This window comes from Lawsonibacter sp. (genome assembly GCF_022777125.1).
In the GTDB taxonomy this organism is placed as follows: Bacteria; Bacillota; Clostridia; order Oscillospirales; family Oscillospiraceae; genus Lawsonibacter_A; species Lawsonibacter_A hominis.
The window spans coordinates 1-11,922 of sequence record NZ_JALFGV010000152.1 but is presented as its reverse complement, the minus strand read 5'-3'; the positions used below and the strand labels follow the sequence as shown (position 1 = coordinate 11,922).

Genomic DNA, 11,922 nt, shown 5'->3' with positions numbered 1-11,922 from the left:
CCAGCCGGGCGAACTCCCCGTCGTGGGGGGTCAGGACGGTAAACAGCCCCTGCCGGGCATCCAACACATCTATATGCCCCTCCAGCGCGTTTATGCCGTCGGCGTCCAATACGACGGGCAGACGGGCTTCCCGCAGCAGCTGGCGCACCACGGCATACGTACCGTTTCCCCGCCCAAGCCCCGGCCCGATGAGGCATACGCCGCAGCTGCAGAGCTTTTCCAGCGCCAGAGCGCCCGCTTCCAGGGAGAGCCGCCCCTCCTTGTCCGCGGGAAGCGGGTGAGGCATCGCCTCGTCCAGCTTGGCGGCGGCAATGGGCCACACCGGGGCAGGCACCCCCACGGTGACCAGCCCGGCGCCGGTGCGCACGGCGGCCTGGGCCGCCAAAACCGGCGCGCCCGTATAGCCCACGCTGCCGCCCAGCAGATAGACCTTGCCGAAATCCCCCTTGTGGGCGTCCCTGGCCCGGCGGGGCAGGATCACATCGGCGGCCTCCACCGTCCGGATGGGACATTCCAGCGCATCCACCAGCTCCCGCGGTATGCCGATGTCCGCCACCACCAGTTTGCCGGTACACACCCCGCCCTTGCCCACAAAGTGCCCCGCCTTGGGCAGCGTGAAGGTGACGGTGGCCGCCGCCTGTACCGCCGCGCCCAGCACCCGGCCCGTATCCGCCTCCACTCCGCTGGGCAGATCGGCGGAGACCACCGGGATCGCACTGGTGTTCATCATATGCACGGCGGTCAGCGCATCGCCCCGCAGCGGCGTGTTCAGCCCGATGCCGAAGAGGGCGTCCACCATCACGCGGGCCTCCAGGCACCAGGCGGCAAACTCCGCGTCGTCCGGAGCAAAGCACTCCAAACGACCGCCGGCCGCCGCCAAACGCGCCTCCATCGTCCGGGTATCCGCCGTAAGCTTCTCCCGGGAGCCCACCAGGATACAGCGCACCTCATATCCCGCCTCCAGCAGCAGGCGGGCGCAGGCCACGCCGTCCCCTCCATTGTTGCCGCCGCCGCAGAAGCACACCGCCCGGAAGGGGCCGCTGCCCGCCGTTCCGGCCAAGTCCATGGCCGCCTCCGCCAGCGCGGCGGCCGCCCGCTCCATCAGCTGGTCAGAGGGAATGCCCCGCTCCCGGATGGCCGTCTGGTCCAGCTGGCGCATCTGCTGCGCCGATGCGATCCTCATATGCGTTTCTACTCCTTCCGCTTGTTCCAAAGGCCCCGCCCCTTTGGGGCGGGCCTCACGTTTTGTCCGGCTCTTTCTCCGCCGCCGCCCGGCAGGGCGTAAAATCCACCCGCCGGAACAGCAGGGCTCCTACGATCAGGATCAGGAAATTACTGATATTCATGGCATACCAAACGCCTGCCGCTCCAATGGAGGTAGCGTGCCGGAACAGCATGATCAAGGGCAGCCGGATGGCCCAGAGGCGGCAGGTCGAAAGGATAAAAGCACAGTGGGTGTTCCCCGAGCCGTTGAATACCCCCAGATAGTTCTGAAACAGCGCCATCAGCGGCTGGGTGAGCAGCACCCAGAACATATACTCCAGCGCGGCGGCCTGCGTGGCGGCGTCGTTGCTCAGCAGCTGTACCATGCCGGCCCGGAAGGGCATCAGCAGCAGGCTGCCCGCAACGGCGATGAGAAGGCCCAGGTTCCGGCTGACCACATAGGCCCGCCGGGCCCGCCCGCCCTGGCCCGCGCCGATGTTCTGCCCCACGTAGGCCGCCAGCACCGAGCCAAGCGCCAGCACGGGCATCAGCAGGATATTGGAAATTTTGTTCCCGATGCTGAACGCTGCGGCCACATGATCCCCGTAGCTGAGGATGACGGTCTGCAGCACCAAAAACCCCAGAGAGCTGAGCGCCTGGCTGGCGGCCGCGGGCGCGGCCACCCGGCACAGCCGGGCCAGCACTGCGGGACGCACGCGCAGCTGCGCCCTGGTGAGGAACAGGGACTGCCCGGGCCGAAACAGCAGGATCAGGCACACCGGAGCTGCTGCCGCATTGCCCAGCACCGTGGCCAGGCCCGCGCCGAATACCCCCAGCCCCAATCCCTGTACGAACACGCCGGTAAGCAGGATATTGAGCGCCACGGCGGACACCGACAGCAGCACCGGGGTCACGGTGTCCCCCTGGGCCTGGCGGACGGCCTGAAAGGCATAAAAAAGGAAGGTAAACACCAGTTCAAAGGAGCGTACCCGCAGATAAGCCACCGCACAGGACAGCACGTCCCCCTGCGCCCCCATCAGGCCCATCACCGCCGGGGCCGCCCAATACAGCAGGACATTGAGCGCCGCGCCGAACAGCACCGCCACCACCAGCAGCACCCCGGCGTTCTCCCGGGCCTGCTCCCGCTTTTCCGCGCCCAGCAGCTGGCTGATCACGGCCACTCCCGCTACGCCGAAGCCCACCTGGAACGAGGCGAAGATATTCAGCAGCGGCCATGAGATGGACACCCCCGCCTGGGCCGCCACCGAATTTGCGATCTGCCCGATAAAAAAAGTGTCTACCAGCTCGTTGAAGGCCTTCATAAAATTAGCCCCAAATACCGGCAGCGCCAGGATCAAAAACGCTCGATACAGATTCGGCTCATAGAGCAGCAGTTCTCTCCGGTCCCGCTTCACATCATCAGCTCGCTTTTCTCGTTGTTCCACGGCATGTCCCTGCAGGCTGCGGGTCGCCTCCGGCCACGCGCAAAAGGGGAACGGCGCCCCGGCGCAAGCCGTCTTTTCCTCTGCGCGCGCTTCTCCCGTTCCGCTTTGCCGTACCGTCCATTATAGGCCGGCGGCCTGCCCGCGTCAATTTCATCTTGCCATTTTCTTTTTTTTGTGATATATATAAGGTCACATGTGAAGAAGGGGAAAATAGCGAGTTTGCGCTTGCCAGAGAGGGGCGGTCACCGGCTGAGAGCCGCCCCGGAGCGTGTCGCTTGGTTCGCCCCGGAGCGGCCCTGGAGACAGGGACGGCCCGCCCGCCGTTATCGGGTCTTGAGTGCCCGCGCCCCAAGGCGCGGGAATGCGGGTGGTACCGCGGAAGGTTTGCCTTTCGTCCCAAATCAGTTGGGGGGAAAGGCTTTTTTGCTGCACAGAAGCCCGCCCTCCCGCCACGGAAGCTGTGTCAATACGGCAAAAGGAGTTGCAGATATGAAGGAAACACTGGAAACCATACGCCGGGAGGCCCTCTCCGCGCTGGAGCAGACGAAGGCCGCCCAGGACCTGGAGGCCCTGCGGGTCAAGTACCTGGGGAAAAAGGGCGAGCTGACCGCCGTCTTGAAGCAGATGGGCAGGCTCTCCGCCGAGGAGCGCCCCATCATGGGCCAGCTGGCCAACGAGGTGCGCGAGGCCCTGACGGACGCCCTGGCCCGCCGCCAGCAGGCCATCGCGGAGGCTGCGCTCAACGCCAAGCTGGAAGCCGAAGCGCTGGACGTGACCATCCCCGGCAAGCGTCCGGAACTGGGGCACAAGCACCCCATGTCCATCGCCCTGGATGAGCTGAAGGATATCTTCGTGGGTATGGGCTTTCAAGTCGCCGAGGGCCCCGAGGTGGAGCTGGCCGAGTATAACTTCACCAAACTGAACACGGAGGAGGGCCATCCCGCGCGGGAATGGGGCGATACGTTTTATATCAAGGAAGACTCCTCCCTGCTGCTGCGCACCCAGACCTCTCCCATGCAGGTGCGCACCATGGAGAAGATGGCGCCCCCCATCCGCATCATCGCTCCCGGGCGGGTGTACCGCAAGGACGAGGTAGACGCCACCCATTCCCCCATGTTCCATCAGGTCGAAGGGCTTGTGGTGGACAAGGGCATCACCATGGCCGACCTGAAGGGCACTTTGAACGCCTTCGTGGAGGCCCTGTACGGCAAGGGCACCAAGACCCGTTTCCGCCCCCACCATTTTCCCTTCACCGAGCCCTCCTGCGAGGTGGACGTGCAGTGCCACGCCTGCGGCGGCGCAGGCTGCCGGGTGTGCAAGGGCGAGGGCTGGATCGAACTGCTGGGCGCCGGCATGGTCCACCCCAAAGTGCTTCAGGGCGTCGGCATCGACACCGACGTGTATTCCGGCTTCGCGTTCGGCATCGGCGTGGAGCGTATGGCCATGCGCCGCTTCGGCATCACCGACCTGCGTCTTATTTTTGAAAACGATATGCGCTTTCTCAGCCAGTTCTGAGCCAAAACAGCCGGACGCGCAATCACATACAGCGCATTTCGCAGCAGGCGCCGCGCGCGCCCGCCGGAATGCGGAAAGGACGAAATAACAGATGGATCTTTCAAGAAAATGGCTGGCGGAGTTCGTAGACTCCCCCGCCGACGATAAAGAATACTGCGACGCCATGACGCTCTCCGGCTCCAAGGTGGAGGGGGTCACCGTGGAAGGCACGGAGATCCGCAACGTTGTGGTGGGCAAGGTGCTCGCCATGGAGCGCCACCCCGATTCCGACCATATGTGGACCTGCCAGGTGGACGCGGGCCGGGGGGCCCCCCTCCAGATCGTCACCGGCGCGCAGAACGTGAGCGTGGGCGACCTGGTCCCCGTCGCCCTGCACGACTCCTGGCTGCCCGGCGGGGTGCACATCACCGCCGGCACGCTCCGCGGCGTGGAGTCCAACGGCATGCTCTGCTCCTACAAGGAGCTGGGCATGACCGACCATGACTGGCCTTACAGCGTAGCGGACGGCATTTTTATCCTTACGAGCGATCCGGACCTGGCGGCCAAACACCCCAGGCCCGGCGACGACGTGCCCGCCCTGCTGGGACTGGACGACCACATCGTAGCGTTCGAGATCACCCCCAACCGTCCCGACTGCCTGAGCGTCATCGGTCTGGCCCGGGAGACCGCCGCCACCTTTGACCGCCCCCTCAAGCTCCACACCCCCGAGGTGAAGGGAACGGACGGCGCCAGCGTGGCCGAGCTGCTGGATGTAGAGATCGAGAACCCGGAGCTCTGCCCCCGCTATACGGCCCGCATGGTGCGCAACGTAACGATCGCCCCCTCTCCCCTGTGGATGCGGGAGCGGCTGCGTGCCAGCGGCGTGCGCCCCATCAACAACATCGTGGACATCACCAACTACGTCATGCTGGAGTACGGCCAGCCCATGCACGCCTTCGACTTCTCCTGTGTGGAGGGCGGCAGGATCGTGGTGCGTACCGCCCGGGAAGGCGAGGTCATCCAGACGCTGGACGGCAATGACCGCAGGCTGACGCCCAACATGCTGTGCATCTGCGACGAGCACAAGCCCGTGGGCGTAGCGGGCGTCATGGGCGGCGCCAACTCCGAGATCGTGGGCGACACCGCCATGGTGGTCTTTGAGTCGGCCAACTTCAACGGCGTGTCCATCCGCCGCACCGCCACCGCGCTGGGCATGCGCACCGACGCCTCCGCCCGGTACGAAAAGGGCCTGGACCCCATGAACACCTACAAGGGCGTCCAGCGGGCCTGCGAACTGGTGGAGCTGCTGGGCTGCGGCGAAGTGGTCGACGGCGTCATCGACGTGATCGCCTCCGACCAGGCTCCCCGCACCGTCCGGCTGGAACCGGGGAAGATCAACGCCCTTCTGGGCACCGACATTTCGGAGGATGCGATGCGCGCCATGCTCCGGCGCCTGGACTTCACGCTGGACGGCGACACCATCATCGTCCCCTCCTGGCGCTCCGATGTGGAGCACTACTCCGATATCGCCGAGGAGGTGGCCCGGCTCCACGGGTACGACAAGATCCCCGTCACCCTCATGCGGGGCGAGACCACCCAGGGCGGCTTTACCGACAAGCAGCAGGCCGAGCGGAGGACCGGCAGCCTGCTGCGGGGCATGGGGTACAGCGAGATCATCACCTATTCCTTCATCTCCCCCTCCTATTACGATAAGATCCGCCTGCCGGCAGACTCGGACAAGCGCAACTGCGTGACTATCCTCAACCCCTTGGGGGAGGATACCTCCGTCATGCGCACCACCGCCCTGCCCTCCATGCTGGAGACCCTGGCCCGCAACTACAGCTACCGGAACAAGGCCGCCAAGCTCTATGAGATCGCTACCGTCTACAAGCCGGTGGCGGGCCGGGATCTGGCCGACGAGCGTCCCATGCTCTCCCTGGGCGCCTATGGCGCGGGGACGGATTTCTTCGCCCTCAAGGGTGTGGTGGAGCAGACGCTGTGCGCCCTGAATGTGAAGAACGTGCGCTTTGCCGCCCGGAGCGATATCCCCGCCTTCCATCCCGGCCGCTGCGCTGAAGTGCGCGCGGGCGGCGTCTTCCTGGGCGTGCTGGGCCAGCTGCACCCCCTCACCTGTCAAAACTACGGGATGGACTGCGACGTGTTTGCCGCCCAGCTGGACTTTATGGACCTGCTCGCCCAGCGCGCCGGCGAGGCCCGATACGAACCGCTGCCCCGCTTCCCCTCCGTCACCCGGGACATCGCCGTGGTGTGCGCTCAGGAGATTACCGTAGCGCAGCTGGAGGAGTGCATCAACCGGGGCGCCCGGGGCCTTTTGAAGGAAGTGGAGCTCTTCGACATCTACACCGGCGCGCCCATTCCCGCCGGGAAAAAGAGCGTGGCCTTCAACCTGACCCTGCGCTCGGACGAGCGCAGCCTCACCGCCGAAGAGGCGGATGAGGACGTGCACAGCGTGCTGACGCTTCTGGAGCGCGAGCTGGGCGCGGTGCTGCGCTGAACCGCCGCGAACATGACAAGACCGCCCGCTGCAGCCAGGCTGCAGCGGGCGGTTTGTCGCGTTGCTCAGAACAGTACTTCCCGCGCGGCGGGGGTCGCTTTGGCAATGAGGCGGCCCGCCTTGAAGGAGTAGAGCACCTCGCTCTTCTCATTCAGCGCGTTGTAGAAATTATCGGCGCCCAACAGAAGGAAGCTTGCGGGATTGCCCTCCCGGATTCCATAGGAATCCCCCAGGTGGAGCGTCCTGGCGGCATTGGTGGAGATGAGCTTGTAGGAGTCCATGATCTCCTGATAGCCCATCATCTGGCACACGTGCAGGCCCATGAAGACCACATCCCGCATGTTGCCGGTGCCCAGGGGATACCAGGGGTCAAAGATATCGTCGTGGCCGAAGGAGACGTTGATCCCGGCCGCCAGCAGTTCCTTGACCCGGGTGATGCCCCGGCGCTTGGGATAAGTATCCATGCGTCCCTGAAGATGGGTGTTTACCAGGGGGTTGGAGACGAAGTTGATCTCGCTCATCTTCAGCAGGCGCATCAGCTTGGTGACGTAGGCGTTGTTATAGGAGTGCATCGCCGTGGTATGGCTGGCGGTCACACGGTCCTTCAGGCCGGATTCGTAGGCCCGGGCCGCCAGCACCTCCAGACCGCGGCTCTGCTCGTCGTCGATCTCGTCGCAGTGGACGTCCACCAGCTTATCGTACTTTTCCGCCAGTTTTACGGCAAAGTTGAGGGAATCCACCGCATACTCCCGGGTGAATTCGAAATGGGGGATGGCCCCCACCGCGTCGGCCCCCATCTTCACCGCGTCCTCCATGAGCTGGCGGCCGTTGGGGAAGGAGTCGATGCCCTCCTGGGGGAAAGCCACCACCTGGATGTCGATGGTGTCCCGCAGCTCTTCCCGAAGCTCCAGCAGCGCTTCCATGGCGGTGAGCTTGGGGTCGGTCACGTCCACGTGGGTACGCACGAACTGCACGCCGTTCTGGGCCTGCATCCGTACCGCCCGGTGAACCCGCTCCCGCACATCCGCGCGGGTGAGCTTCTCCTTGCGCAGGCTCCAGCACTGGATGCCCTCAAACAGGGTGCCGGATTGGTTCCACACCGGGTCCCCCGCAGTCAGGCAGGTGTCCAGGTGGACGTGGGATTCGATAAAGGGGGGCAGGGCCAGACAGCCGGAGCCGTCGATGACCTCCTCGCCCGGCAGAGGCGTCAGCCCCGGCTCCAGGCGCTCAAACTTCCCGTCGGTGATGCGGATATCGGTGGCCTGCGCGGCGTTTTCTACGAACACATTTTGGATCAGCATAACTGCATACCGCCTTTCTGTCCCAATTATCCCTGCTGCTTGGCGTAGAACAGCCGGTCTGCCAGCAGGTAGCAGACGCAGGCCGCGATCATGGCGTTGATGGAGGCGATGCCCACAGGCACGAAGTTGCCCACGGCCGCCCCCACGATCACGCCCGCGATGGAGCCCCAGTGCACTTTATGGGCCGGAGCGGCCCCCTCCCGATAGGACGGCCGGTGCATCACGAAATCCAGCATGACGATGGCGCCCACCGGAGGCAGGGTGGCGTTGAGGAAGCTCAGCCAGCCCACAAAGTTGTTGTACAGCCAGATGGCCGCCAGCGTCCCGATGATGCCGGATACCAGCACCATGGGCTTTTGCCGCAGACCGGTGATATTGGTCAGGCCCAGGCCGCCGGTATACAGGGCGTTGTTGTTGGTGGTCCAGATATTGGCCCCCAGCACGATAAGCGCGGGGATGGCCAGCCCCTGGGCGATCATGACATAGAAAATGTCGTCCTTCCCGGTAAAGGCGCCGCCCACCGCGCCGAAGGCGAACATGAGCGAGTTGCCCAGGAAGAAGGCGATGACCGTAGTGGAGACCGCCACAGCGTTGTTTTTGGCAAAGCGGACGAAGTTGGGGGTGGCGGTTCCGCCGCTGACAAAGGAGCCGATGACCAGACCCACGCCCCCCAGGATGGACAGGCTGCCCGCCGATTTCGCAAAGATGGCGGTCAGGCCGCCGCCCTCGATTCCGGAGAGCACCATGGAGTAGACGCCCAGCACCGCGATCAGCGGCACCGAAATGGCGCTGACAATGGTGAGGGCCTTGATGCCGAAATAGGCCGACGCCGTCATACACAGCCCGGCGATGAGCACCAGGATAAAGGGGCTGATCCCCAGCAGCTCGGCGGCCGGGATGGCAAACATGGCCACGCCCACGCCGAACCAGCCGATCTGGGTGAAGGAAATCAGCACCGACGCCAGTTTGGAGCCGCTGGTGCCGAAGGAGCGCTGGGCCAGCAGATCCAGCGTCAGACCGGTGTCGCAGCCGATATAGGCCAGGCCCCCGGTATAGGCCCCCAGGATGATGCCTCCGATGATCACCGCCCAGACGAAGCCCGGAAAGTCCAGGCCGTTCCCCAGCTTGGCGCCCACGCTCATGCTGGCGGAGAAGAAGGTGAAGCCCATCATGACCACGAACATGCTCCAAAAGCCTTTGCGCGCTGTGGTCGGGACCGCCTCCAACGAATAATCGTCGTCCGCGCCCCGTTTTGTGGTGTTCGGTTGCTGCGCCATCATACTACCTCCTCTTTTCGCTTTATGAAACCAGTTTCATCCAAGCAAACTATATCACACTTCTTTCCCGCCGTCCAGCATTTCTTTTCCAATCTTTTTTCTTTCTTTTTATGGATTTTTTCCAAATCCCCCTTGGTTCCGCTCTTTCCTGAAACCACTTACATTCCCTGCATTGCTTTTTCCTCGTTTTTGTGGTATTATGGCCGCACAGCGGCCCTGAGCATACCGCACCGCCCTGCGGCGGGCGGGCGGTGCGCTTCCGCAAACGCGGAGCGTTTTGCGGAATACCAGCGGAAACGGACGAATATCCTAAGACAGGGGAGGCGGCAGGTTGTGAATATCAAGGAGGTAGCCCGGCAGGCGGGCGTTTCGGTGGCTACGGTCTCCCGGGTACTCAACCATCCGGAGCTGGTCCAGCCGGAGACCAAGACCCGTGTCTTATCCGTGATGGAGGCCCTCCACTATACCCCCAACTGGTTTGCCCGGGGGCTGAACCTGGGCAAGACCCGCACCATCGCTTTGCTGGTATCCAATATCGAGCGCGGCACCGACCGGGACCTGTTCGCCGGCGTGGAGACGGTGGCCCTGAAAAAGGGCTACGCCACCTTCCTGTGCAACACCCACGGCTCGGCCGCGGCAGAGGCCGACGGCCTGCGCATGGTACAGGACCGGAAGGCCGACGGCGTGCTGCTCTGCGCGCCCCTGGCCGATCTCTCCGGCCTGCACAGCGCCGGCATTCCATGCGTAAGCATCGGGCGCCCCCGGGACGCCCTGACGGAAAACTGCTGCTACATCAACTGTGAGGAGGGTGCCTTCCGCATGACCCGCCACCTGCTCTCCCTAGGGCACCGCCGCCTGGTGTTCCTGCTGGACCGGAGCGATCCGGAGGACCTGCGGCAGGTGGCCGCCGGATGCCGCAGAGCCGTGCTGGAGTGGGGCGGCGGGGCAGACGGCAGGGTCCTCCTGACGGAGAACAGCATACAGGGCGGCTTTGTAGCGGCGGAACGCCTGCTCCAGAGCGGTCCTCCGCCGGACGCCCTGCTCTGTGACAGCGACGAGCTTGCCTTCGGCGTGCTGAAGGCCGCCCGGGACCGCGGCGTGTCCATTCCGGAAGAGCTGGGTCTGGCCTGTCTGACCGACTCCCCGCTGTGCACCATCGTCACCCCGGCCCTCACCAGCCTGGAGCAGCCCGCCCGCCGGCTGGGCATGGTGGCCGCCCGGATGCTCTTTGATCTGCTGGAAAATGAGGAGTTCTCCGCTGGGGTCCCCCAGGAGATCATCCTTCAGCCAAAACTGAAGATCCGCCGTTCCTGCGGCAACCGTGCCCACATCTCGGAGCTTTTCGACGAATAAAGGAGGGGTATGGCATGTCATGTTCCGTAGAATTCATGGGACTTTCGCTCAAGCATCCCGTCATCGTGGCTGCCGGGCCCTGGGCCCGGGACGGCGCTTCCATCCAGCGCTGCGTGGACGCCGGGGCGGCGGCGGTGGTTACCGAGACCATCACCCTGGAGGCCAATCCGGTCCTGCGCCCCCGGCTCTACTACGACCGGGACCGGCTGTTCAACACCAAGCTCTATTCCGACCTGCATCTGGAACAGTGGGAGGGGGAGCTGGAGCAAGTGCGGCTGGGCCAGTGCCGCCTCATCGCCAGCATCTGGGCCACCTCCCCGTCCGAGCTGGCCTATCTGGCCGCCCGGATGGAGCGCATGGGCGCCCATGCCGTGGAGATCAGCATATCCGCCCCCATCGGTACCCGTACCCCGGCCCGGAGCAGCGATCCCGACCAGGTGCGGGAGTTCGTCCGGGCGGCGGCCCTGGCGGTGGACGTGCCCGTCATGGTCAAGCTCTCCTACGAAGCCGCCTCCTCTCCCGCCTTTCTTCAGGCCATCCGGGAGGCGGGCGCCGCCGGAGTGAGCGCCATTGACGCCCTTCGGGGCATTCAGGGCGTGGATCTGGACGCCCGCCGTCCCCGTATGCCTACTTACGGCGGCTACAGCGGCCCCTCCATCCGCCCGGTGGCCCTGGCCGCAGCCGCCATCCTGAAGCAGTACTCCCCGCTTCCGCTGTGCAGCGTTGGGGGGATCGAGACCGGCGAGCAGGTATTGGAATTTTTGATGCTGGGCGCTCAGGCCGTCCAGGTAGGCACCGTCCTCCAGCTGGAGGGGTATCCCGCCATCACCCGTATCGTAAGGGAGCTGACGGCTTGGATGGACGCCCACGGCATCGCTTCGCCGGAGCAGCTGCGGGGGGCGGCCCTGCCCAGCCTGACGCCCTTTGAGGACATCGACCCACAGCCCCTGACCGCCCATCTGGAGACGCCCTGTCCCGTCACAGAATGCGGCCTGTGCAGCGCCGGGTGCATCTACGGAGCGCTCTCCCGCCGTCCGGAGGGCTGGGTCCTTGACCCGCGGCTCTGCCGCGGCTGCGGATTGTGCGCCGCGCGCTGCCCCGAGGGGCGCATCCGTCTGGGCTGGTGAAAGCTTAATTCTTCATAAAATTTCACGGTTTTCCCTTTACAGCCGCTCTGAATTCAGCTACAATGGGACCAGAAACAAACGAGGAGGTGTGCCGCGTGGAGATGGATTACACCCGGAAATTCAGCATTCAAAACGAAAAGGACCCTGAGATCAAGGAGATCCTGAGTTGCGTATACAGCTCTTTGCAGGAAAAGGGCTATAATCCCA

General features: G+C 64.7%; 9 protein-coding genes. 5 read left to right on the top strand and 4 right to left on the bottom strand.

Features of this window, described 5'->3' with window-relative positions; genetic code table 11:
- The coding region (locus MR825_RS12520; RefSeq protein WP_287881020.1) for an NAD(P)H-hydrate epimerase at nt 1–1,183 on the bottom strand (1,183 nt) is incomplete at its 3' end.
- Nucleotides 1,184–1,238: 55 nt separating this feature from the next.
- Complete coding sequence (locus MR825_RS12515) at nt 1,239–2,648, bottom strand: MATE family efflux transporter (protein ID WP_256176433.1); 1,410 nt, start codon at nt 2,646–2,648, stop codon at nt 1,239–1,241.
- Between the two features lie 489 nt (nt 2,649–3,137).
- On the opposite strand from MR825_RS12515, the gene pheS reads away from it, so the two are divergent.
- On the top strand, nt 3,138–4,163 hold the full coding sequence (gene pheS / locus MR825_RS12510; protein ID WP_256176432.1) for a phenylalanine--tRNA ligase subunit alpha: 1,026 nt from the start codon (nt 3,138–3,140) through the stop codon (nt 4,161–4,163).
- Between the two features lie 91 nt (nt 4,164–4,254).
- Nucleotides 4,255–6,657: a phenylalanine--tRNA ligase subunit beta gene (gene pheT / locus MR825_RS12505; protein WP_287881018.1), complete on the top strand. Its 2,403-nt coding sequence runs from the start codon at nt 4,255–4,257 to the stop codon at nt 6,655–6,657.
- Nucleotides 6,658–6,722: 65 nt separating this feature from the next.
- On the opposite strand, the gene codA is transcribed toward pheT, so the two are convergent.
- Both codA and codB read right to left on the bottom strand, forming a co-directional pair.
- Nucleotides 6,723–7,958 carry a cytosine deaminase gene (gene codA / locus MR825_RS12500; protein WP_256176430.1) on the bottom strand — a complete coding sequence of 412 codons (1,236 nt, stop codon included), beginning with the start codon at nt 7,956–7,958 and terminating at the stop codon, nt 6,723–6,725.
- Between the two features lie 26 nt (nt 7,959–7,984).
- Entirely contained in the window at nt 7,985–9,235 is a 1,251-nt protein-coding gene (gene codB / locus MR825_RS12495; protein WP_207723711.1) for a cytosine permease, read from the bottom strand.
- Between the two features lie 333 nt (nt 9,236–9,568).
- Here codB and MR825_RS12490 point away from each other — a divergent pair, with 333 nt between their 5' ends.
- The 3 genes from MR825_RS12490 to MR825_RS12480 all read left to right on the top strand — a co-directional run.
- Nucleotides 9,569–10,588 carry a LacI family DNA-binding transcriptional regulator gene (locus MR825_RS12490; protein WP_186907069.1) on the top strand — a complete coding sequence of 340 codons (1,020 nt, stop codon included), beginning with the start codon at nt 9,569–9,571 and terminating at the stop codon, nt 10,586–10,588.
- Between the two features lie 14 nt (nt 10,589–10,602).
- On the top strand, nt 10,603–11,715 hold the full coding sequence (locus MR825_RS12485) for a 4Fe-4S dicluster domain-containing protein (protein ID WP_287881015.1): 1,113 nt from the start codon (nt 10,603–10,605) through the stop codon (nt 11,713–11,715).
- A 62-nt stretch (nt 11,716–11,777) separates the two neighbouring features.
- Nucleotides 11,778–11,922, top strand: a 145-nt coding sequence (locus MR825_RS12480; protein ID WP_353845887.1) for an IreB family regulatory phosphoprotein, incomplete at its 3' end; no start/stop codon positions are given.